The 22,455-nt window shown below is 69.9% G+C and carries 16 protein-coding genes; 3 read left to right on the forward strand and 13 right to left on the reverse strand.

The window, feature by feature from the left end:
- Window positions 1–53: 53 nt before the first annotated feature.
- The 4 genes from Q0937_RS03720 to Q0937_RS03735 form a co-directional block, all read right to left on the reverse strand.
- Window positions 54–2,813 (reverse strand): DNA translocase FtsK, encoded by a 2,760-nt coding sequence (locus Q0937_RS03720; protein WP_299300934.1) that lies wholly within the window; start codon window positions 2,811–2,813, stop codon window positions 54–56.
- A 280-nt stretch (window positions 2,814–3,093) separates the two neighbouring features.
- A complete protein-coding gene (gene dapA / locus Q0937_RS03725) occupies window positions 3,094–4,002 on the reverse strand; it encodes a 4-hydroxy-tetrahydrodipicolinate synthase (protein ID WP_299299898.1) in 909 nt (302 codons plus the stop codon).
- Between the two features lie 55 nt (window positions 4,003–4,057).
- Window positions 4,058–6,835 carry an asparagine synthase (glutamine-hydrolyzing) gene (gene asnB, locus Q0937_RS03730; protein WP_299299900.1) on the reverse strand — a complete coding sequence of 926 codons (2,778 nt, stop codon included), beginning with the start codon at window positions 6,833–6,835 and terminating at the stop codon, window positions 4,058–4,060.
- A 185-nt stretch (window positions 6,836–7,020) separates the two neighbouring features.
- Entirely contained in the window at window positions 7,021–7,752 is a 732-nt protein-coding gene (locus Q0937_RS03735; protein WP_299299902.1) for an HAD family phosphatase, read from the reverse strand.
- 74 nt (window positions 7,753–7,826) lie between these two features.
- On the opposite strand from Q0937_RS03735, the gene Q0937_RS03740 reads away from it, so the two are divergent.
- Both Q0937_RS03740 and Q0937_RS03745 read left to right on the forward strand, forming a co-directional pair.
- Window positions 7,827–8,633, forward strand: coding sequence for an AzlC family ABC transporter permease (locus Q0937_RS03740; protein ID WP_299299904.1), 807 nt, complete (start codon window positions 7,827–7,829; stop codon window positions 8,631–8,633).
- Window positions 8,630–8,944 (forward strand): AzlD domain-containing protein, encoded by a 315-nt coding sequence (locus Q0937_RS03745; protein ID WP_299299906.1) that lies wholly within the window; start codon window positions 8,630–8,632, stop codon window positions 8,942–8,944. Before Q0937_RS03740 ends, Q0937_RS03745 begins: the two co-directional genes overlap by 4 nt.
- Window positions 8,945–9,031: 87 nt before the next feature.
- On the opposite strand, the gene Q0937_RS03750 is transcribed toward Q0937_RS03745, so the two are convergent.
- From Q0937_RS03750 to Q0937_RS03775, 6 genes are all read right to left on the reverse strand, one after another.
- Window positions 9,032–9,433: a hypothetical protein gene (locus Q0937_RS03750; protein ID WP_299299907.1), complete on the reverse strand. Its 402-nt coding sequence runs from the start codon at window positions 9,431–9,433 to the stop codon at window positions 9,032–9,034.
- 13 nt (window positions 9,434–9,446) lie between these two features.
- Complete coding sequence (dapB, locus tag Q0937_RS03755) at window positions 9,447–10,232, reverse strand: 4-hydroxy-tetrahydrodipicolinate reductase (protein ID WP_299299908.1); 786 nt, start codon at window positions 10,230–10,232, stop codon at window positions 9,447–9,449.
- Window positions 10,233–10,307: 75 nt separating this feature from the next.
- Entirely contained in the window at window positions 10,308–11,642 is a 1,335-nt protein-coding gene (locus Q0937_RS03760) for a pitrilysin family protein (protein WP_299299909.1), read from the reverse strand.
- A 179-nt stretch (window positions 11,643–11,821) separates the two neighbouring features.
- On the reverse strand, window positions 11,822–14,086 hold the full coding sequence (locus Q0937_RS03765) for a polyribonucleotide nucleotidyltransferase (protein ID WP_299299910.1): 2,265 nt from the start codon (window positions 14,084–14,086) through the stop codon (window positions 11,822–11,824).
- A gap of 211 nt (window positions 14,087–14,297) precedes the next feature.
- Entirely contained in the window at window positions 14,298–14,567 is a 270-nt protein-coding gene (rpsO, locus tag Q0937_RS03770) for a 30S ribosomal protein S15 (protein WP_299299911.1), read from the reverse strand.
- Window positions 14,568–14,720: 153 nt separating this feature from the next.
- Window positions 14,721–15,737 (reverse strand): bifunctional riboflavin kinase/FAD synthetase, encoded by a 1,017-nt coding sequence (locus Q0937_RS03775; RefSeq protein ID WP_299299912.1) that lies wholly within the window; start codon window positions 15,735–15,737, stop codon window positions 14,721–14,723.
- Window positions 15,738–16,164: 427 nt separating this feature from the next.
- Here Q0937_RS03775 and Q0937_RS03780 point away from each other — a divergent pair, with 427 nt between their 5' ends.
- Window positions 16,165–17,700: a L,D-transpeptidase family protein gene (locus Q0937_RS03780; RefSeq protein WP_299299913.1), complete on the forward strand. Its 1,536-nt coding sequence runs from the start codon at window positions 16,165–16,167 to the stop codon at window positions 17,698–17,700.
- Between the two features lie 83 nt (window positions 17,701–17,783).
- Here the strand turns inward: Q0937_RS03780 and truB are convergent, their stop codons facing one another.
- From truB to infB, 3 genes are all read right to left on the reverse strand, one after another.
- Complete coding sequence (gene truB, locus Q0937_RS03785) at window positions 17,784–18,737, reverse strand: tRNA pseudouridine(55) synthase TruB (protein ID WP_299299914.1); 954 nt, start codon at window positions 18,735–18,737, stop codon at window positions 17,784–17,786.
- A complete protein-coding gene (gene rbfA, locus Q0937_RS03790; RefSeq protein ID WP_299299915.1) occupies window positions 18,734–19,243 on the reverse strand; it encodes a 30S ribosome-binding factor RbfA in 510 nt (169 codons plus the stop codon). The genes truB and rbfA overlap by 4 nt, the downstream gene beginning before the upstream one ends.
- Before the next feature lie 274 nt (window positions 19,244–19,517).
- Window positions 19,518–22,433, reverse strand: a complete 2,916-nt coding sequence (infB, locus tag Q0937_RS03795) for a translation initiation factor IF-2 (RefSeq protein ID WP_299299916.1) — start codon at window positions 22,431–22,433, stop codon at window positions 19,518–19,520.
- Window positions 22,434–22,455: the final 22 nt, after the last annotated feature.

Consider the following 22,455-nt stretch of genomic DNA (forward strand, 5'->3'; position numbering starts at 1 on the left):
TGACGCTGATCGGTCGCTGGCGGGCTCGGTGAGGCGCGGGTCCGTTCACCTGCTCAGCGGCCGGTGAGGCTCCAGACGTCCTCACTCTGCTCCTCGTCTCCGTCGTCGTGGTAATCGATCGCGGGCTCGGAGCCGTCATCGGCCAGCGGGTCGCTCGCATAACGATCCTCCCCGCTGTCACCGTCGGCGACCGGCTCCGTTCCACCCGGCTCGAGGTCGACGGCCTGATCGGCGCCGTAGGGCTCGTCCTCGCCGCCGGTCGACACGTCCTCACCACGGATGCGAGCGATCGCGGTGCCCAGCTCGTCCGGGTGGATGAGCACATCGCGCGCCTTGGACCCCTCGGAGGGGCCCACGATCTCGCGCGACTCGAGCAGGTCCATCAGGCGACCGGCCTTCGCGAAGCCCACGCGGAGCTTGCGCTGCAGCATCGAGGTGGAGCCGAACTGGGTGGTGACCACCAGCTCCGTCGCCTGCAGCAGCACGTCGAGATCGTCGCCGATGTCATCGTCGATCTGCTTCTTGGCCGCGACGACCTGGACGTCCTCGCGATAGTTGGGCTTCATCTGGGTCTTGACGTGGTCGACGACCTTGTGGATCTCGGACTCGTTGACCCAGGCGCCCTGGACACGCATCGGCTTGGCCTTGCCCATCGGATGGAACAAAGCGTCGCCCTGACCGATCAGCTTCTCGGCGCCGACGGAGTCGAGGATGACCCGGGAGTCCTGCAGCGAGGACGTCGCGAAGGCCAGACGGCTGGGCACGTTGGCCTTGATGATGCCGGTGACGACATCGACCGAGGGTCGCTGGGTGGCCAGGATCAGGTGGATCCCGGCCGCACGGGCGAGCTGTGTGATGCGCTGGATGGAGGCCTCGACGTCGCGCGGGGCGACCATCATCAGGTCCGCGAGCTCGTCGACCACGACCAGCAGGTAGGGGTACGGGGCGAGGCGGCGCTCGCTGCCGGCGGGCAGCTTCACCTCTCCGGCCCGGACGGCCTTGTTGAAGTCGTCGAGGTGCTTGTACCCGAAGGCGGCGAGGTCGTCGTAGCGGGCGTCCATCTCCTTGACCACCCACTCAAGGGCCTCGGCGGCCTTCTTCGGATTGGTGATGATCGGGGTGATCAGGTGCGGGATGCCCTCATAGATGGTGAGCTCGACGCGCTTGGGGTCCACCAGCACCATCCGCACCTCCTCCGGCGTGGAGCGCATCAGGATCGAGGTGATCATGGAGTTCACGAAGCTGGACTTGCCGGCTCCGGTGGCACCGGCGACGAGCAGGTGGGGCATCTTGGCGAGGTTCGCGACGACGTAGCCGCCCTCGACGTCCTTGCCCACGCCCATCACCAGCGGGTGCTCGTTGCGGCGCGCCACCGAGCTGCGCAGCACGTCGCCCAGCGCGACCGTCTCGCGGTCGGTGTTGGGGATCTCGATGCCGATGGCCTTCTTGCCGGGGATCGGCGAGAGGATGCGCACATCGGCGCTGGCCACGGCATAGGAGATGTTCTTGTCCAGGGCCGTGACCTTCTCGACCTTCGTCCCCGGGGCCAGCTCGACCTCGTAGCGGGTGACCGTGGGGCCACGGGAGAAGCCGACCACCTCGGCATTGACGTTGAACTGCTCGAAGACCTCGCCGAGCGCGGCGACCACCTGGTCGTTGGCCTCGGAGCGGGTCTTGTGCGGAGGGCCCTCCAGCAGGAAGGAGGAGTCCGGAAGGGTATAGACGATGTCTCCGGCGAGCTCCAGCTGTTCGCCGGCACGGGGCAGGTCGCCCATCGGCGGCGGGACCAGCTCCGCCTTCTCCTCGGGCACGGCCTTGGCGGGCACGACCTTGGTCGGCATGGCCTTGGTCGGGGCGGGCTGGGAGGCGCCTGCAGAGGTCGAGGCAACGGGCAGCGATGTCGTGGCGTCGGCGCCGTTCGCCTCCTTGCCCGGGAAGGTCTTGGCGCGGTGGTTCTCGTCCTGGACCACATCGTAGACATCCGCGGCGTCGGCGGGTGCGCCGCGACGCTGCGGGCTGCGGCGGCTCTTCTTCTTCGCGGTCGCCGCGGTCGCGGCATCCTCGTCGACTCCCTGCTCGAAGGCCTCGTCGCCGTCATAGCCGAAGCTCTCGTGATCCCGTCCGGCCGCTTCCGCCTTCTCCCGGCGGCTGCGACGGCGGGGCCGACCGGTGGCCTGGGCCTCGGTCGCCTGCTCACGCAGGGCAGGGTCGATGCGGCGGGGGCGCAGCCCGAAGGCGACCCGTTCCTCGTCCTCCTCCTCGCTGCGACCCACGGCGATGTCATATACGTCGCGCAGGCGAGAGGGGATCGACTCGACCGGGGTGGCGGTGAGCACCAGGAGCCCGAACGCGATCAGGATCGAGTGGAAGACCACCACCGCGACCGGCGGCAGCAGTGCCTCGAGCGGGGCGGCGGCCAGGAATCCGAGCACCCCTCCCCCGCGGGCCAGTGCATCGATGCCGTCGGCCGGAGCGGGCAGTCGTGCCGAGACCGAGGCGATCGCCGAGATCGCGGTGAGCAGGATCGCGATGCCGATCACGATGCGGGTGTTGGCGCGCACCTGATCCGGGCGTCGGAACATGCGCAGGGACCAGCCGGCGGCCAGCAGCGGGATCACCATCGAGGAGATCCCGAAGGTGCCGGCCACCACGGTGTGCACAGCACCGAGCACCGGTCCCGCGGACTGCCACCATTCGACGACGGCGACCAGGATCGCGATGAGCAGGAGGAACAGCGCGTAGCCGTCTCGCCGCTGCTCAGGGGCGACCTCCCATCGCTGCACACCGATCGAGCGGATCATTCCGCCGACCATGCGAGCGATCGCGAGATAGCCGGAACGCAGTGCGCGTGCCGGCAGAGGGAGCGTCGAGGGGTCGTTCGCCCCGGATCCGGTGGTGCGCGAGGTGCCGGCAGCAGCGGTCCGAGAGGAGCCTTTCGACGCACGTGCGGGGGAAGACGTACGTGTCGCCATGGGTCCGATGCTACATTCCGCGCCGCCCCGCCCCCGGGAGGCGGGGTGTTCGGCCTCGTCACACGGGCGCCGCCTGAGTCACACAGGAGCTCTCCGGGACCGGTCGAGAGGGTGAGCCCGGTCAGAGAAGACCGGCGGCGTCCAGTGCTTCCGAGAGCATGCGCAGCTGGTCGGTGTCGGCCGGGACATGCGGGCCGCGCATCGCCGCATGCGGCAGCACGCCCTGCAGGTGGAGTGCGGCTTTGGCGGCCACGGCTCCGGGCATGTGGTTCATGATCGCCTCGACCACCGGGACCAGCCCGCGGTGGGCGGCGAGCGCGGCGGGCAGATCTCCCCGGTCCACGGCCTGAACCATCTCGCGCTCGAGATCGCCGGCCACCTGCCCGACCACGGACACCATTCCGGCGGCCCCGATGGACAGCCAGGGCAGGTTCAGCCCGTCCTCGCCGGAGTAGTAGACGAGGTCGGCCTGCGCCATGACCCGGCTCGCCTGCTGCAGATCTGCCTTGGCGTCCTTCACCGCGAGGATCCGCGGGTTCTCGCCGAGTCGCAGCAGGGTCTCGAAGCTCAACGGGGTGCCGGTGCGGCCCGGGATGTCATAGAGCATCACCGGCAGGTCCGTGGAGTCCGCGATCGCGGTGGTGTGCGCGATGATCCCGGCCTGGCTGGGCTTGGAGTAGTACGGGGTGACCACCAGCAGCCCGTCGATCCCGAGCTTGGCGTGCTCCCGCGCGAGGTCGATCGAGTGGGCGGTGTCGTAGGTGCCCACCCCTGCGACCACGGTGACCTCGGGGCCGACGGCATCCCTCACCGCGCGAGCCAGCTCGAGCTTCTCGACATCGGTGAGGGTGGGGGCCTCGCCGGTCGTGCCGGAGACCACGATCATGTCGTTGCCGTGCCGGACCACATGGTCGGCCAGCTTCTGCGCGGACTCCAGGTCCACGCCATGGCCGTCCTCGGTGAGCGGGGTGACCATCGCGGTCCCCACCGCGCCGAACGGTCGCGCAGAGCGCGTTGCGGTGCTGGTCATGGGATCCTCCCGAGAATGTTCTGCTGCCAGGAGCCTAGACCAGGTCCGCGGCTGCTCAATGCTGTGACGCGATGCCGAGATCGACGAGGATCGCCAGCGGGGTGCGCTGACGGCCCTGGCCGAGCGGGTTGTCCGCGAAGGTCGCCTCGAGGTGCTCGTGCGGGGTCGCGACGTCGGAGCCCAGCACGTTGCGGCCGATGTCGTTGGCATCCATCACGACGGTTCCCACGAAGCGCTCGCGCAGCGCGGCGGGGATGTCGGCACCGCGGATCGCTGCGGAGATCCGTGCGGCGACGGCGTCCGGATCCTTCGGCGGCAGCTTGGCGGAGACGTTCGAGGGGAACGCCGAGTACGGGGTCGGTCCGTCGATCGCCCGCACGTTCGCGCCGACGACTTCGTAGAACAGACCCTTCCGGCCGATCACCTTGCCCGCGGCGCCGGCGGCGGAGGCCGCGAGCACCCGGGGCAGCCCGACCTCGCGGATCGCGAGCTCCATCGTGGTGGGATCGCCCAGGCCGATGCCGGCCGGGGTGCGCGTGACGAAGCGGCTGAGCACCTTCGCCGAGCGGCGGGGCTTGACCTCCCAGGTGAACCAGGAGCGGCCCTGCGCGATCGCGATGATCTTCTCGCTGATCACGAAGTACCAGGGTGCTCCTGCGGGCAGGACATCGGCGGGGAGTCCGGCGGCGAAACGCTCGACGCGCCCCCGCGCGAGCCTCTCGATGTCGTCGCCGCGAGCCACCAGCTCGGTCTGCAGGGGCAGCCGACGCCAGCTGTGGCGGTCCGTCGCGGAGACGAGATCGAGCTGCTTGTCCGGGTTGGCGACGTAGTCGCTCTTCGGTGCCTCGGTCTCCTCGATCTGATCAGCCTCGACGGCACCTGTCGCCGGCGCGGGCACGGTCGGTGCGGCCTGGGCGTCGATCTGCGCGGAACCGCCGAGCGCGAGGGTGGCGCCCTCGGCGTCGTCGAAGAAGGTGCGCATCCACAGCTCGACGTTCAGCAGGCGCCAGAACATCAGCGTGCCGTGGTTCTCGGGGTGGGCGATGTAGTCGTCGAACAGCGCCAGCACGCTGGGGGCGTCGAAGTAGGGACGGGAGGCGAAGGACGCCGAGGCGAAGATGTCCCGCAGCTCCGGCGCGATCGTGCGGAACCACTCCCCCTCGGGGGTGGTGAAGCCGATCTTGTTGCGGCGCTTGGAGATCATGTCGGGGAGGATCCCGTCCATCGACTCCCGCAGGATCCGCTTGTTCCAACCGTCGTGGATGATCGCGGATTCGTCGAGGGAGAACAGGAACTTCAGCAGCTCCTTGTCCACGAAGGGAACGCGGCCCTCGATGCTGAAGCGCATCGTGTTCTTGTCCTCGTAGCGAAGCAGCGAGGGCAGGGAGGCCTGGAAGGTGTCCTCGAGCAGCCGCTCCTTGAGGTCGTCCTGGATCGAGGTGACCTTCTCGGAGCTGTGCTCCGCGACGAAGCCGGAGTTCAGCAGCGCCTCGATCGGCACCGAGGTGCGGCCGGAGAACTTGGTGCGGGCGAGCTTGCGGAGGATGTCACGGGAGCCGATCATCTCGCTCGCGAGCTCCTTGTACCGCTTCTGGCGGCGCAGCTGGCGCAGGTAGATGTAGAAGTACGGGTTGTAGCCGGCCATCATCTCGTCGGCGCCCTGGCCATCCAGCAGCACCGTGACGTGCTTGCTGGCCTCGCGCATCACCGCGTACTGCGCGTACGGACCGGTGGAGATGATCGGCTCCTCCTGGGTGCGCACGAAGTCGTGCAGGTCCTCGAGGAAGGCTTCCGGCTTGGGGTGGATCTTGTGTGCGGTGATCTGGCCCGCGTTGTCGCTGAGCAGCTTGTCGACATAGGCCTCCTCATCGTTCGAGGAGTTCGGGAAGACGGCGGAGAAGGTGTTCTGCCGGGAGCCGACGGCGCTGTAGCGCTCGTCCTCGGGCTGCTCGCGCAGATGGCGGGCGATCACGGCGGCGACCGCGGAGGAGTCCAGGCCCCCGGAGAGGGAGGTGCCCACGGGCACCTCGGACTGCAGGCGCAGGCGCACCGACTCCTGGAAGCGCTCGCGGTACTCGTCCACGACCTGCTGGTCGTAGGGGCGGCTGGGGCGGGCGGCGATCTCGCGCAGCTCGTCCTTGAGCTGGGTGAAGGGGGAGGTCGCGGTGCCGTCGGCGCTGATCTCGAGCACCTCACCGGCCATCAGCCGGTGCACGCCCGCGAAGAAGGTCCGGGAGTCGTCGTCCTGGACGCGGAACTTCAGGTAGCGGTAGACCGCACGGTCATCCGGCGCGGCCTCGAAGACGCGGGCGGCCAGGAGCGAGCGGATCTCGGAGCCGAAGACGACCCTGGGGGTGCCGACCCCTGTGGCTGTGCCGGTGGTGGGGTCGACCCAGTAGTAGAGGGGCTTGATGCCGAAGTGGTCACGAGCGATCGTGACGGTGCCGGTATGCGCGTCATGGATCGCGAAGGCGAACATGCCGTTGAAGCGGTCGTAGGCGGCCGTGCCCCACTCCGCGTGCGCCTCGAGCAGCACCTCGGTGTCGGAGTCCGTCCGGAAGACGTGGCCGAGACCCTCGAGCTCGGAGCGCAGGTCGAGATAGTTGTAGGTCTCGCCGTTGTAGATGATCGTGTACCGGCCATCGGCCGTCGTCATCGGCTGAGCGCCGTGCTCACGGTCGATGATGGCCAGCCGGCGATGGGCGAGCCCGGTCTGGTCGTCGACGAAGAGTCCTTCGCCGTCGGGACCGCGATGGGCCAGCGCGCCGCTCATCCGGCGGGCGATGTCCTCGGTGTCAGCACCGAATCCGTAGGTACCGGCGATTCCGCACATGGGACGAGTCCTTTCGAGGGGGACGGCTGCCGCCCGCAGTCAGGGCGCTCGGCACAGAGAGGGAGGGGCGTCAGGGACGCACCCGAGGTCTCCCGGCACGCGGACGGAACGGGTTCGGCCGCCCGAGCCTATCAACGGGTCCGAGCCCGCTGAGGCAGGCGCGACGTGACATTCAGACGTGACATTCAGCTGCCGCGGCGCGAGAGGACCAGCTCGGCCCCGTCGACTCGGAGCTCGAGGTCGTCCAACGACGTGACCAGCGCATCTGCGAGCGGGGCGAGGTCGCCGGCCGGCGTGGTGCTGGTCACCGCGATGGTGCGGGCACCGGCCGCCGCGCCGGAGTGCAGGCCACCGATCGAATCCTCGATGACGATGGTGTCGGCGGGGTCGATGGAGAGCCGCTCGGCGCCCAGCAGGTAGGGCTCGGGATCCGGCTTGCCTGTGCTGACCTGGTCGGCGGTGACGAGTCCCGCAGGAACCGGCAGCCCGGTGCGGGCCCAGCGGGCCTCGAACAGCGGTCGGGTGCAGGAGGTGACGATGGTCCAGGTGGCGCGGCCGATCTGCGCGGATGCCGCATCGAGCTCACGCAGCAGACGTTCCGTGCCCGGCAGCACCACGATCTCCGCGACGTCGGCGATCTCCAGCTCCTCGATCCTGCGGTGAGCGGCGTCCAGCGCCGCCTCGTCGAGCTCTGGCAGCAGTTCGCCGAGAACCTGCCGGGCAGGCTTGCCGTGCTCTTCAGCGCCGAAGGTGAGATCCGTGCCGAGCTCGCGCAGCAGCTGGTTCCAGGAGCGTTCGACCGACGGACCCGAATCGATCAGGGTCCCATCCATGTCCAGCAGCAGCGCGGAGGTGCGCATCGGCAGGGTCTGCCCTTCCGAAGGGACGGTACGGGAGGGGACAGAGGAAGACGTCATGCCCCCAGAATCTCATACCGACCGCAGGACAGGACAGCAGCATCTGCGCAGGTGGCCGTAGAGTGTCGAGCATCATGACCACTGCTTCACCGCCCGCGTCGACCCCCGGCCCGACCACCGCCGAGCGGTTGCGCACGATCCGCCGGACCGGTCTGTCGATCGGTGTGGCCACCGGCCTGTACGGCATCTCCTTCGGAGCCCTGGCCACCGCCTCCGGACTGGATGTCTGGCAGGCGATGGTGCTCTCGGCGGTGATGTTCACCGGCGGCAGCCAGTTCGCCTTCATCGGCGTGGTGGGCGGTGGGGGTTCGGCGATCGGGGCGGCGCTGGCCGCCGTGCTGCTCGGGATCCGCAACACCCTGTACGGATTGATCCTGGCGCCGTCGCTGCCTCGGGGCGGGTTCCGTGGCTTCGCCCGGGCGCAGCTGACCATCGACGAGTCCGCCGCGCTGGCGGCAGGCGGGACCACGACCGCGGAGAAGCGGGCGGGGTTCTGGGCCGCCGGGGTGTGGGTGTATGTCTTCTGGAATCTGTTCTCGCTGGTGGGTGCTCTGGCCGGGCAGCATGTCGCGGATCCGGGCGCGTGGGGTCTGGATGCGGCTGCAGCGGGCGCCTTCATCGCCCTGCTGTGGCCACGTCTGCGCAGCGGGGAGGCGGTCGCGGTCGCCGTGGCTGCGGCCTTCGTGGCACTGGTGACCACCCCCGCGCTGCCCTCCGGGCTGCCGGTGCTGGCCGCAGCGCTGGTGGCGGTGGTCGCGGGGCTGCTGCCCTCACGTCGGCCTCTGGTGCATCACCAGATCGAGGGCGACGCCGCGCCCGATACGGAGCCCGAGGAAGAGCCTGCACGCGACGAGGGACGACCGGAAGGTGGAGCACGATGAGCATGCTGTGGATCGCGGTGATCGCCGCCTCGGTGCTGTCCTTCGCGCAGAAGTGGGTGGGCTATCAGGCTCCGCCGGACGTGCTCGAGCGTCCCCGGGTCTCTCGGATCACGACGCTGCTGCCGATCGCGCTGCTGGGAGCGCTGGTGGCCACCCAGACTGCGACCAGCGGCAGCGAGATCGTGCTCGATGCTCGCCTGGCGGGCCTCGGCGCCGCCGTGATGCTGCTGTGCCTGCGGGCGCCGTTCCTGGTGGTCGTGGTCGGGGCGGCGGTGGTCGCGGCGGGTCTGCGGGCGCTCGGCTGGGCCTAGCCGCCACCGGCCACTGGGCCGGCTGGGCCTAGCCGCTACCGGCCTCTCGGCCGAGTGTGCCCGGTCCTCGCACGGCAGGGGCGTCGGTCAGCGACGGTGCTTGGCGATGGCGCGACGGGTGGCCATCCGGGCGCCCTTGCGGTCGCGCAGCGCGTCATAGGCCAGCGCAAGGCGGAACCAGGCGCGCCAGTCGTTCTCGGCGCCCTCCTGGAGGGTGGTGCGGGCGGCTTCGAACTCGGCCCGAGGGTCCTCGCCGTCGGCCTCCGCCGGGGGCTCGTAGAGCCGGGCCAGACGCCCGGAGCCCATCCCGAACAGCATCTCCCGCCAGGTCACCCAGATGGTGAGCAGCAGCAGGATGGCGATGCCGAGGGCGAGGCCGTAGCCCACGGCGCTCCCGGCGCGGACGAAGCCCCAGGCGATCCAGCCCAGGCCCCAGGCATAGGCGGCGGTGATCAGCACCAGGACGGCGACGAACATCTTCTCTCTCATCGGCGGGACCTGCTCAACCGAGATCCATGTAGCCGTCCAGGCCCACGGTGAGACCCGGATGTGCGGCGACCTCGCGCACGCCCAGCAGCACCCCGGGCATGAAGCTGACGCGGTCGAAGGAGTCGTGGCGCAGCACGAACTGCTCCCCCACCCCGCCGAACTGCACGACCTCGTGGGCGACCAGGCCGCGCTGACGCACGGCGTGCACGTGGATTCCCTCGACCACCGCACCGCGGGCGCCGTCCGGGTCCTTCTCGGTCGCATCCGGCACCGCGCCCAGGCCGGCGGCGGCGCGGCCGCGGGCGATCGCGGCTGCGGTGTGGCGGGCGGTGCCCGAAGGGGCGTCGAGCTTGTTCTCGTGATGCATCTCGATGATCTCGGCGCTGTCGTAGTAGCGCGCGGCGATCTCCGCGAAGCGCATGGCGAGCACGGCGCCGATCGCGAAGTTCGGGGCGATCAGCACCCCGACCTCGGTGCGCTCGGCGAGCTGGCCCCGCAGCGCGGTGAGCGACTCATCGGTCCAGCCGGTGGTGCCGACCACCGCGTGGATGCCGTGGTCCACCAACCAGCGCACGTTGTCCGCGGTGACCGAGGGGACGGTGAGGTCGATCGCGACCTCTGCCTGCGCCTCGCTGATGGCCGAGAGGTCATCGCCGCGGCCGATGCGGGCCACCAGCTCGAGATCGGGTGCGTCCCCGACGGCCCGGCAGGCGGCGGCACCCATCCGGCCGGAGGCTCCCAGCACGGCGACCCGGGTGGGGCGCTGCGAGGACGAGGCGGGGGACGGCGAGGCAGTCATCGGGGTTCTCTCCTGGGTGAGGGGCAGTGCGGCGACGAACGGCTGGCGGGGGACGAACAGGCGGCGGGTGGGGCCTCAGCTCTCGGGGCCGACCTCGACCCGGGTGCTGAAGGAGTCGGAGAACCGGGCGGCGAGGGCACGGACATCCTCCACCCCGACCCGGCCGATCCGCTCGAGCGTCTCGTCGACACCGGTGTAGCGGCCATGGACCAGCTCGATGGTGCCGAGGCGCCCCATCCGCGAGCTGGTGTCCTCGAGGCCGAGGGCGAAGGATCCGGTGATCTGTCCCTTCGCGCGTGCGAGCTCCTGCGCGTCGATGCCCGTGCTCCCCATCCGGGCCAGCTCCTCCGCGAGCAGCTCGACCACCTGGGTGCTGCGTGAGGGACGGCAGGCGGCGTACAGGCCGAACAGCCCGGCATCCCGATATCCGGCGCTGAAGGAGTACACCGAGTACGCGAGCCCGTGACGCTCGCGGACGTTCTGGAACAGGCGCGAGGACATCCCTCCCCCGAGGATGGACATCAGCACCGAGAGCGCATGCCGGTCCTCGCTGAGGGCGGTGAGGCCGTGTCCCCCGAGATAGATGTGGTTCTGCTCGGTGGCGCGGTGCAGGCGATGGGGCTGCAGTGCGGAGACATCGGCGGGAACTCCCGGAGCGCTCTCGTCCGAGTACTCGGGGCGGCTGCGCCAGGTCGGGGCCACGCCCTCCTCGAGGCTCCAGCCGCCTCGTCGCAGTCCGGCCGTCAGGAGTCCGGCCAGCTCCTCGTGCTCGATATCGCCGACGGCCGTGACCACCAGGTTGTCCGGCCGGTAGTGCTCTCGGAAGTGGGCGCGCACATCCTCGATGCCGAGCGCGGAGACGGTGGCGGCCGTTCCGCCGACCGGGCGGCCGAGGGCAGTGTCCGGTCCCAGCACGTCGGCGAGGAACGTCTCGTAGCCGACGTCGTTCGGGTCGTCCTCGGCCATCGCGAGCTCCTCGAGGATGACCTCGCGCTCGGTCGCCAGCGCATCCTCCTCGAGCGTGCTCGCGGTGATCATGTCGGTGAGCACGTCCACGGCCATCGGCACGTCGGAGGAGCGGACCCGGCCGTAGTAGAGGGTGTGCTCCTTCGCGGTGACCGCGTTGGAGTCACCGCCCACCTCGTCGAAGGCGGCCGCGATGTCCATGGCGCTCCGGCGACGGGTGCCCTTGAACAGCAGATGCTCGAGCACGTGGGTCGACCCGGCATGGGCGGGGGTCTCGTCTCGGGAGCCCACAGGCAGCCACAGCCCGATGGTCGCGCTGCGCACGCTGCGGTCCGTCTGGGTCAGCAGCCGGACTCCTCCGGGCAGGATGCTGCGCCGCACACCGGTGGCGGGATCGAGCATCACGTCGGAGGAGGGATCGTCATAAGCAAGGTCGACAGGCATCGATCGATTGTTCCACGGCTCGGGCGCGGGGTGGTCCGGGGGCGGCCCGGTCGCGAGGTGCATCACCGTCCTCCGCTCGCGGACACAGAACGGGCGTCCTCCGCTCGCGGACACAGAAAGGGAGGCCTCCCGGTGGAAGCCTCCCCGTTCTGAGATCTCGGCCGAGGCCGACGCGCGGATCACTCCGCGGTGTTCTCCTCCGCGGCGACGGAGTCAGCGGACTCCGCCGCGGGCTCTGCCTCGTCCTCGATCACACCGAGGGAGATCTTGCCGCGGGAGTCGATCTCGCGGATCTCCACCTCGATCTTCTGACCGACCTTGGCGACGTCCTCGACGTTGTCGACCCGCTTGCCGCCGTTGAGCTTGCGCAGCTGGGTGACGTGGAGCAGGCCGTCCTTGCCCGGGGTGAGCGAGACGAAGGCGCCGAAGTCGACCACGCGCACCACGGTGCCGAGGTAGCGCTCGCCGATCTCGGGAACCATCGGGTTGGCGATCGCGTTGACCGCGGAGCGCGCGGCCTCGGCCGAGGGGCCGTCGGTGGCGCCGATGTAGACGGTGCCGTCGTCCTCGATGGTGATGTCCGCACCGGTGTCGTCCTGGATCTGGTTGATCATCGCGCCCTTCGGGCCGATGACCGCGCCGATCTTGTCGACGGGGATGGTGACCGCGAGGACGCGCGGGGCGTACGGGCTCATCTCATCGGGGGTGTCGATCGCCTCGGCGAGGACACCGAGGATCGCCAGGCGGGCCTCATGGGCCTGCGAGAGCGCACCGGTCAGCACGGAGGTCGGGAGACCGTCGAGCTTGGTGTCCAGCTGGATGGCGGTGATGAACTCGCTGGTGCCTGCGACCTTGAAGTCCATGTCGCCGAAGGCGTCCTCGGCGCCGAGGATGTCGGTGAGCGCCGCGTAACGGGTCTCTCCATCCACGGTGTCCGAGATCAGGCCCATGGCGATGCCGGCGACGGCGGCGCGCAGCGGCACCCCGGCGTTCAGCAGCGACAGGGTCGAGGCGCAGACCGAGCCCATGGAGGTGGAGCCGTTGGAGCCGAGAGCCTCGGACACCTGACGGATCGCGTAGGGGAACTCCTCGCGCGTGGGCAGGACCGGCACCAGCGCGCGCTCTGCGAGCATGCCGTGGCCGACCTCGCGACGCTTCGGGGATCCGACGCGGCCGGTCTCACCGGTGGAGTACGGCGGGAAGTTGTAGTGGTGCACGTAGCGCTTGCGCGTGACCGGCCCGAGGGAGTCGATCTGCTGCTCCATCTTGAGCATGTTCAGCGTGGAGACGCCCATGATCTGGGTCTCGCCGCGCTGGAACAGTGCCGAGCCGTGCACTCGCGGGAGCACCTCGACCTCGGCGGAGAGCGCACGGATGTCCCGCAGACCGCGACCATCGATGCGCACGCCGTCGGTGAGGACCTTCTTGCGCACGAGCTGCTTGGTCAGCGCGCGGTATGCACCGCTGACCTCCTTCTCGCGGCCTTCGAGCTGCGAGCCCTCGCCGGCGAGCTCTGCGGTGACCTCACCGAGCAGCTGCTCGGTGCGCTCCTCGCGCTCGGTCTTCGCGGCGATCGACATGACCTCCGCGAGACGCTCGGCGGCAGCGGCCTCGACGATGCCGTAGGCGTCGTCCTGGTAGTCCAGGAAGAGCGGGAATTCGCGCACCGGCTTGGCGGCGGTGGCGGCCAGCTCCTGCTGGGCGATGCAGAGGCTGCGGATGAAGACCTTGGAGGCCTCGATGCCCTCGGCCACGACCGACTCGGTCGGCGCGATCGCGCCCTGCTCCTTGATGAGCGTCCATGCGTTGTCGGTGGCCTCGGCCTCGACCATCATGATCGCCACATCGTCGTCGACCATGCGGCCGGCGACGACCATGGAGAACACGGCCTCGTCCAGCTGCGAGAAGGTCGGGAAGGCGACCCACTGGCCGCCGCCCTGGGCGTTCGGCATGAGCGCGATGCGCACCGCACCGATCGGGCCCGAGAAGGGCAGGCCGGAGATCTGGGTGGAGGCGGAGGCGCCGTTGATGCCGACGACGTCATAGGCGTCGTCGGGACCGTTCGACATCACGGTCAGGACGACCTGGACCTCGTTGCGCAGACCCTTGACGAAGGCCGGGCGCAGCGGGCGGTCGGTGAGGCGGGCGGCGAGGATCGCGTCGGTGCCGGGACGGCCCTCACGACGGAAGAACGAGCCGGGGATGCGGCCCGCGGCGTACATCCGCTCCTCGACGTCGATGGTGAGCGGGAAGAAGTCGAAGTGATCCTTCGGCTTGTTCGAGACGGCGGTCGCCGAGAACACCATGGTGTCGTCGTCGAGGTAGACGGCGACGGCGCCGGCTGCCTGCTGGGCGAGACGGCCGGTCTCGAAGCGGATCTCGCGGCGCCCGTAGGAGCCGTTGTCGATGACTGCGGTCGTTGCGGTGATTTCAGGGCCTTCCATGGCCATGTGGATCTCCTCTGGTAGGGGGTTGCCCTGCCGGTGCGGCCTTCGTCAGTCATCCGCGGTGCGCTGGCGGTGGCATCTCAGCCATGCTCAGCGGTCCGCAGGCCACTGCCGAGGACCGAACCTGGTCGGGGCGGGGTGCTCTGGGTGCCCGCAGCTGCGGGCAGATGAAACCGCCGCCCGCCCAGTGGGCGAGCGGCGGACAGGATCAGCGGCGGATGCCGAGGCGCTGGATCAGCGCACGGTACCGCGTGATGTCGGTGGCCTGCAGGTACTTCAGCAGGCGCTTGCGCTGACCGACCATCAGCATCAGACCACGACGCGTGTGGTGGTCGTGCTTGTGGGTCTTCAGGTGCTCGGTCAGGTACTTGATGCGGTGGGTCAGGAGCGCGGCCTGGACCTCGGGCGAACCGGTGTCGCCCTCGCTGGTCGCGTACTCCGTGATGATCGCCTGCTTGGTGGCGGTATCGAAGGCCATATGGTTCTCCTCTGGTCGCTGCGCGGCGCCACAGGACCGAATGTCCCGGGCTCTCTGGACGAGCGGCTCCCAGGCTCAGCAACCCGCAGGACGGGTGGTGCGCAGTGGGGGCGGATCGCTCTCCGCGGCCGAATTCACGGCGCGAGCAGGATATCAGTCGTCCACGGCGGGATGGGAGCGCTCCGCTGCGAGAGTGTGGCGGGTCACCTCGACATCCTTCACCATCTGCTCGACCAGTGCCTCGGCAGAATCGAACTTGAGCGTGGGACGCTGGAAGTCGACGAACTCCAAGCGCACGGTGTCCCCGTAGAGATCCAGGTCATGGGCTCCGTGGACGTACGCCTCGACAGTGCGCCGCGGAGCGCCGCCCGCCTCGAAGGTGGGATTGGTGCCGATGGAGATGGTGGCGGGAGCTCCGGCGAGGGGCTCGACGCCCAGGTGAGAGGGATCCTGCTCGGTGACGGTGAGATATCCGGCGTAGACGCCGTCCGCGGGGATCAGGCCGGCCGGGGCCGGGCCGAGGTTGGCGGTCGGGAACCCCAGCTCCCGACCGCGCTGGAATCCGTGGTGGACCACGTCGGTGACGGTATGCAACCGGCCCAGGGCGAGGTTCGCCGCCCGCACCTCCCCCTCGAGCAGATCGCGCCTGGCGGTCGAGGACGAGATGCGTCCGCTGCCCGCGCCCTGCGGTCCGAGGTCGTCGACGGTCACGACCTCGAAGCCGTACCGTTCGCCGAGCTCGCGCATGGTGGTGATGTCTCCGGCGTTGGCACGACCGAAGAGCGCATCCTCCCCCAGCACGACGCATTTCGCTCCCAGACCCTCGACCAGGAATCGCCGCACGAAGTCCTCGGGAGAGTGCTGCGCGAAGGGGACGGTGAACTCGAGGTCGAGCACCCCATGCATGCCCGCCAGCAGCAGCAGCCGGTCACGATCCTCGTGTCCGGTCAGCAGCGGGGTCTGCGCCGGGTCCCCCATGACGTGCCGGGGATGAGGCCAGAAGGTGAGGGCGACGGGGGCGAGCGAACGCGCCTCGGCATGGCGACGGAGCTGATCCAGCACGAAACGGTGTCCACGATGGACGCCGTCGTAGTTGCCGATCGACACTGCTGTCGCGCCGAGATCGGCCGGCACCTCCTCGACGGAGTGCCAGATGGGAACGCGGGTCACGGCGCGGTCAGGTCCTTCCAGGGCCGGGTGCACTCGTGCACTGTGGGTCAGGGGGCGCCGGGACTCGGCGCTGGGGCGAAGAACGCCGGTGCACACTGTAGCGCTCGAGGGCCCGTGCGCTCGCGTCCGAGAGCTTGCACCCGAGAACTGCAGCGGCCGAGAACTGTGGCGACCGAGAGCCCGTGCACCGTCGAGCGCACACCGGTGACAACTTTCCCGACCATCATCGAAGAATCGTCACGAACCGGTCGACGACCGGCGTCCGCAGAGACCAATCTGTGACGAACCTCGGCTCCCTCCCCCCGCGCCAGGAAGTGCACGCTCCGTTACCCTGAGAGACGAGGCGGCGCCGGGGACGGACCCCTGTGCCTTTCCGTGCTCGCGCGCGGAACCAGTCACGATGGCCGCCGAGATCGGATCTGGATCCATGACGAACGTGACCGAGACGGCCGCGCTGGGCGGCCCGTCCCGACCTGCCGGTCGCCAGGGCCGTCGGCGGGTCACCCTCATCCTGGTGGCCATCATCGCCACCATAGCGGTGGTGCTCACCGGCGGTGCGCTCGCCTACGCCAAGCAGTTCGACGGCCGTGCCCTGCCCGGCACCACGGTCCTCGGTCAGGACGTCGCAGGCAAGACTCCCGAGGAGATCGCCGCCCTGGTGACCGAGCGCGGGGAGTCCGTCTCCGTCGCGGTGACCGCCGGCGAGCAGCAGCTCGAGGTGCCGCTGGCCGATCTCGGTGTGACCGTGGACGCTGCCGCGACGGCGCAGGCCGCCGTCTCTCGCGATGACTCCTTCACCGGCGTGATCTCCTCGACCTGGTCAGGCGAGCATGCCGTGGACCCTGTCGTCACCGTGGATGGGGCGAAGGTCGAGGAGTTCGCGAACACCCTGGTGCCCGCGGACATGACCACCCCGGTCGATGCCCAGGTGAGCTTCGATGAGGAGGAGCAGACCTGGAATGCTGTCCCCGGCCGCAACGGCCAGGGCCTGGATCCTCAGACCCTCGTGGACGCGGTGACGCAGAAAGCTCCCGCGCTGGAGGACTTCACGGTCGAGCAGCCGATCGAGGAGATCGCTCCGGCGATCACCACCGAGGAGGCCGAGAGCGTCGTCGGCACCATCGCGACTCTGCTCGAGCAGCCGATGTCGATCACGGGCGCCGATGACACGGTCCATGAGGTCTCCGCTGAGCGCCGCAACGGCTGGATCTCCGTGGTCCCCGACGAGTCCGGCCAGGCGCTGACGATCGCGGTCGACGAAGAGGCCGTGCGTGAGTGGGTCGTCGCCCGCGCCGACAAGGATGCTGTGAAGCCGGAGAACGGCATCGAGCAGGTCGACGAGGAGGGCAAGGTCGTCAAGGTCGTGTCCGAGAAGAAGGATGGCCTCGAGATCACCAACACCGACGCGGTGGTCGGGGAGCTGGTCACCGCGCTGAAGGGCACCACGCCGCTCGAGGCGGCCTTCGAGACCCGGAAGATCGAGTCCGAGGTCGAGAAGGTCGATGCCCCGAAGCCGGAGAAGGAAGAGGAGGAGGGGGACGGCACCGAGGACGAGGCCGCCACTCCTTCCAATCCCACCGGCGAGAAGTGGATCGACGTCGACCTGAGCAACAAGACGGTCACCGCGTACGTGGGTGACACCGCGGTATGGGGACCCCGGTCGATGGTGGACGGCAAGGAAGGCAACGAGACCGTCACCGGTACCTTCGAGATCTACCTGCGCTACGACCGCCAGGACATGACCAACGCGGCCTACTACCCCGAGGGGCATGAGAAGTACTACCTGACGCCTGACGTCCCCTGGGTGCAGTACTTCCACCGCGGGTACGGATTCCACGGCGCACCGTGGCGCTCGTCCTTCGGATACTCCGGTTCCCATGGCTGCATCAACATGCCCGTGTCGGATGCCAAGTGGCTGTACGACTGGGCGAGCATCGGCACCAAGACCGTGGTCCACTACTGACCCGTCCGGCGCCGCGCGCACCATGACGAAGGGCCCTTCCCGGATCGGGAAGGGCCCTTCTTCGCGCTCACGCCTCAGCAGCGTCAGCAGCGAGCGTCGTCCGGCACCACGAGGATCGGTCGCCAGCGCTCCTGCTCCCGCTCGAGGATCGCGACCAGGCGCCCTGAACCGTCGAGCGCTGCGACCGGCCGCTCCTCCCCCGCAGCTGCCGGTGCCCCGGGCTGCTGCCAGAGCGGAGCCGCGGGCACCGTCGTCGTGGTGATCCGCTTCCCGGTGCCGAGGGCGGCGGCCTGCTCCGCGTCGACGGGCAGCGTGCCCAGCACCAGGGACGCGATCTCCCCGAGCCCATGCAGCGGGAGCTCGACGTCGTCACCCTCGCCTCGCGCCGGCACCTGCACCGCATCTGCCACCGCGAACGGGCCCACGGCCGTGCGGCGGAGCGCGATCAGATGCCCTCCGACCTCGAGCGCGGAGCCGAGGTCACGGGCCAGCGCCCGCACGTAGGTGCCCGAGGAGCAGTCGATGACCGCGTCCAGGTCGAGGTGCTCCCCGTCCTCGCGACGGGCGGTCAGATCGAAGCGGGAGATCCTCACCGGCCGGGCCGCGAGCTGCACCTCCTCCCCCGCGCGTGCGCGTGCGTAGGCGCGCTGACCATCGATCTTGATGGCGCTCACGGTGGAGGGCACCTGCTCGATGTCTCCGCGCAGGGCGTCCAGCTCCTGCTCGATCAGAGGCTGGGGCAGGCCGGAGGCGTCGAGCTGCTCACCGAGCGGCTCGCCCTCCCTGTCATCCGTGGTGGTGGCACGGCCCAGCCTCAGCGTCGCCTCGTAGGTCTTGCCGAGTCCCACCAGGTAGGTGAGCAGGCGGGTGCCCTGGCCCACGCCGAGCACCAGCAGCCCGGTGGCCATCGGGTCCAGGGTGCCGGCGTGGCCGACCTTCTTGGTGCCCAGCAGCCAGCGCACCCGGGCGACCACGTCGTGGCTGGTCCGCTCCGGCGCCTTGTCGACCAGCAGGATCCCGTGCGGGCCGGGCGTCACGCCTGCTCGCGGCCGGTCTCGTCGTCGCTGCCCTGGATGTCGTCCTGATCGACGCCGACGCCGTCGAGCTCGTCCGCATCCTCCTCCTCGCGGGGCTTGCGGTACGGGTCCTCTTCCCCTGCGTAGCTCGCGCCGAGCTTGGTCTTCTCGAGCTCGGCGTCCCGGCCGCGCGCTTCGCTGAGCAGGTCCTCGATCACGCGTGCGTTCTCGGGGATCGCATCGGCGATGAACTCGAGGGTCGGGGTGAGCCGCACGCCGGTCTGGCGACCGACCTCGCGGCGCAGCATGCCGGTGGCGCTGACCAGCGCGGCGGCGGTGCCCTCCCGCTCCTCGTCGGTGCCGAAGACGGTGTAGAAGAGGGTGGCGTGCTGGAGGTCACCGGTCACGCGCACATCGGTGATCGTCACGAAGCCCAGCCTCGGGTCCTTGACCCGGGTGTCGAGCATGGTGGCCACGATGACCTTGATGCGATCGGCGAGCTTGAGAGCGCGGGGATGGTCTGTCATGGGATGTCGTTCTCCTGGTCTGGGGCGAGGGCTGCGGGGACCTCGAGGTGGGGGCAGTCGTAGGGGCCGCGAGAAGGGTGCCGCGGTCGAGGGGCGGGGCACCCCGGTGAGGTCTCTGGCGCTGCGTGACCCCGGAGACGGCGAGACGCCCCGCGGCCTGCGCAGGGACGCAAGGGGCCGACGGGGCGCGCAGCAGGGAGGACACCTCGGTCATCGTGGTCTCCTCCCCGCGGGTCACGGTCGGGCACCCCAGGGGCGCCCGACCGTGCCAGCATCAGATGCGGGGCTTCTCCTGCATCTCATAGGTCGTGATGAGGTCCTCGAGCTGGAGGTCGTTGTACGAGCCCAGGTTGATACCGCACTCGTACCCATCCCGGACCTCGGTGACATCATCCTTGAACCGGCGCAGGCCTGCCACTTCGATGTTCTCGGAGATGACGACACCCTTGCGGGTGATGCGAGCCTTCGCACCGCGCTTGATGATGCCGCTGCGCACGATCGAACCGGCGATGTTGCCGAACTTGGAGGAGCGGAAGATCTCGCGGATCTCCGCCGAGCCGAGCTCGACCTCCTCGTACTCCGGCTTGAGCATGCCCTTCAGCGCTGCCTCGACCTCGTCGATGGCGTTGTAGATCACGCTGTAGTACTTGATCTCCACGCCCTCACGATCGGCGTAGTCCGCGTTCAGGCCCTCGGCCCGCACGTTGTAGCCGATGATGACGGCGTTCGAGGCGACGGCGAGGTTGATGTTGTTCATCGTGATCGCGCCGACTCCGCGGTCGATGATGCGCAGATCCACGCCATCACCGATCTCGATGCCCAGCAGCGACTCCTCGAGAGCCTCGACGGCACCGGCCGCGTCACCCTTGAGGATGAGGTTGAGAGTCTCGACCTTGCCATCAGCCATGTGCTGGTTGATGTCCTCGAGGCTGATCCGCTTGCGCACCTTCGAGAGCGACGCAGCACGCTTGGCGGCCTCGCGCTTCTCGGCGATCTGGCGGGCGGTGCGCTCGTCCTGGGCGACCAGGAAGGAGTCACCGGCACCGGGCACCGAGGTCAGGCCGAGCACCTGGACCGGACGGGACGGGCCCGCCTCGGTGACGGTCTCGCCGTTCTCGTCGATCATCGCGCGGACTCGGCCGTGGCCGGAGCCGCAGACGATCGCATCGCCGACCCGCAGGGTGCCCTGCTGGACCAGCACCGTGGCGACCGGGCCGCGGCCCTTGTCGAGGTTCGCCTCGATGGACACGCCACGCGCGTCCTTGGCGGCGACCGCGGTGAGCTCGAGAGCGGCATCCGCCGTGAGCAGGACCGCCTCCAGCAGCGCGTCGATGTTGAGGTTCTCGCGGGCGGAGACGTCGACGAACATGGTCTCGCCGCCGTACTCCTCGGCGATCAGGTTGAACTCCGTCAGCTGCTGCCGGATCTTCTCCGGGTTGGCGTCGGGCTTGTCGACCTTGTTGACCGCGACCACGATCGGGACGTTCGCCGCCTGGGCGTGGTTGAGCGCCTCGATCGTCTGGGGCATCACGCCATCGTCAGCGGCGACCACGAGGATCGCGATGTCGGTGACGTCCGCGCCGCGGGCACGCATGGCGGTGAACGCCTCGTGACCCGGGGTGTCGATGAAGGTGATGGCGCGCTCTGCACCGTCATGCTCCACCTCCACCTGGTAGGCACCGATGTGCTGGGTGATGCCGCCGGCCTCGCCTGCGCCCACGGTCGCCTTGCGGATCGTGTCGAGCAGGCGGGTCTTGCCGTGGTCGACGTGACCCATGACGGTGACCACCGGCGGACGCGGGAGGCGATCCTCGGTGTCCTCGTCGGCGAGCTCGGCATCGAGATCGATGTCGAACTGTCCGAGCAGCTCGCGCTCCTCGTCCTCCGGGGAGACGATCTCGATCTTGTAGCCCAGCTCGGTGCCGAGCAGGTCGAAGGTCTCCTCGTCCAGGGACTGAGTGGCGGTGGCCATCTCGCCCATCGCGAAGAGCACCGTGATCAGCGACGCCGGGTTGACGTCGATGAGATCGGCGAAGTCGGACAGCGATGCACCGCGACGCAGGCGGATCGGCGTGCTGCCGTCGCCGCGCGGGATCGAGACGCCGCCCGGTGCGGGCGCCGACATCTGCTCGAATTCTGCGCGCTTCGCACGCTTCGACTTGCGCGAGCGGGCGGGCTTGCCGCCGCGTCCGAAGGCACCCTGGGTGCTGCCGCGACCTCCGCGACCGCGGGGACCGCCACCGGGACGAGCGGGACCGCCACCGGCAGGAGCGCCGCCGGGGCCCGGACGACCACCCCGGCCGCGGCCGGGGGCGCCGCCCTGGGCGGCGTCGGCGAGACCACCGGAGGAGTGCTGTCGCATGATGCCCGGGGTGGGCATCCCGGGACGGCTGGCCGGACGCGGTGCGCCGCCGGGACGGGGAGCCCCGCCCTCGCGCGGCGGGCGTGCGCCCGCCTGGCCGGCCTGACCGGCCTGGTCCGCGCCGGGGCGCGGCGGGCGCTGGCCCGGACGGGGCATGCCCTGCGCGCTGGCGAAGGGGTTGTTCCCCGGACGCGGGGCGCCGGGACGACCGCCGCCCTCGCGGGACGGGCGGGCACCGCCGGGGTTCGGCTTGCGAGCACCGGGGCGCGGCATGCCCTGCGAGCTGGCGAAGGGGTTGTTGCCGGGACGGCCGTTGCCAGGACGGGGAGCGGGACGCTCACCACCGGGCTTGGACGCGGCGGCGGGCTTCGCAGCTCCGGGCTTGGGTGCGTCTGCCGACGGCTTCGACGCCGGCGCGTCCGCGGAAGTGTCCTCCGCCTCAGGGGCCTCCGCAGCCGGCGTCGGCGCGGGTGCCTCCGCAGCGGGCACGGGTGCAGCTGCCTCCACCGGCGCGGCGGGTGCAGAAGGTGCCGGTGCGGGCTCGGGCTCGGCAGGCTTCTGCGGAGCGGGCTTGGCGCCGGGCTTGGGTGCGGCACCGGGCTTCGGAGCGCCGGAGGGCTTGGGGGATGCACCGGAGTCGCTCTTCGTCGCGGAGGCGCTCTCGCCGTTCTTGACGGGGAGCTCCTCACGCAGACGGCGCGCTACCGGGGCTTCGATGGTGGAGGAGGCGGAACGAACGAATTCGCCCATGTCCTGCAGCTTCTGCAGAACGACCTTACTCGGGTGTCCGAGCTCCTTGGCGAGCTCGTGGACGCGGACCTTAGCCACATTTCTCCTGTCTCGGTCCGGC

It is taken from the genome of uncultured Brachybacterium sp., assembly GCF_947500705.1.
Classification (GTDB): Bacteria; Actinomycetota; Actinomycetes; order Actinomycetales; family Dermabacteraceae; genus Brachybacterium.

What these genes read in the sequence shown, in the direction of transcription:
- Q0937_RS03720 (WP_299300934.1), bottom strand. Translation starts at nt 2,813, where the DNA reads ATGGTCGGCGGAATGATCCGCTCGATCGGTGTGCAGCGATGGGAGGTC.
- dapA (WP_299299898.1), bottom strand. Translation starts at nt 4,002, where the DNA reads ATGACCAGCACCGCAACGCGCTCTGCGCGACCGTTCGGCGCGGTGGGG.
- asnB (WP_299299900.1), bottom strand. Translation starts at nt 6,835, where the DNA reads ATGTGCGGAATCGCCGGTACCTACGGATTCGGTGCTGACACCGAGGAC.
- Q0937_RS03735 (WP_299299902.1), bottom strand. Translation starts at nt 7,752, where the DNA reads ATGACGTCTTCCTCTGTCCCCTCCCGTACCGTCCCTTCGGAAGGGCAG.
- Q0937_RS03740 (WP_299299904.1), top strand. Translation starts at nt 7,827, where the DNA reads ATGACCACTGCTTCACCGCCCGCGTCGACCCCCGGCCCGACCACCGCC.
- Q0937_RS03745 (WP_299299906.1), top strand. Translation starts at nt 8,630, where the DNA reads ATGAGCATGCTGTGGATCGCGGTGATCGCCGCCTCGGTGCTGTCCTTC.
- Q0937_RS03750 (WP_299299907.1), bottom strand. Translation starts at nt 9,433, where the DNA reads ATGAGAGAGAAGATGTTCGTCGCCGTCCTGGTGCTGATCACCGCCGCC.
- dapB (WP_299299908.1), bottom strand. Translation starts at nt 10,232, where the DNA reads ATGACTGCCTCGCCGTCCCCCGCCTCGTCCTCGCAGCGCCCCACCCGG.
- Q0937_RS03760 (WP_299299909.1), bottom strand. Translation starts at nt 11,642, where the DNA reads ATGCCTGTCGACCTTGCTTATGACGATCCCTCCTCCGACGTGATGCTC.
- Q0937_RS03765 (WP_299299910.1), bottom strand. Translation starts at nt 14,086, where the DNA reads ATGGAAGGCCCTGAAATCACCGCAACGACCGCAGTCATCGACAACGGC.
- rpsO (WP_299299911.1), bottom strand. Translation starts at nt 14,567, where the DNA reads ATGGCCTTCGATACCGCCACCAAGCAGGCGATCATCACGGAGTACGCG.
- Q0937_RS03780 (WP_299299913.1), top strand. Translation starts at nt 16,165, where the DNA reads ATGACGAACGTGACCGAGACGGCCGCGCTGGGCGGCCCGTCCCGACCT.
- rbfA (WP_299299915.1), bottom strand. Translation starts at nt 19,243, where the DNA reads ATGACAGACCATCCCCGCGCTCTCAAGCTCGCCGATCGCATCAAGGTC.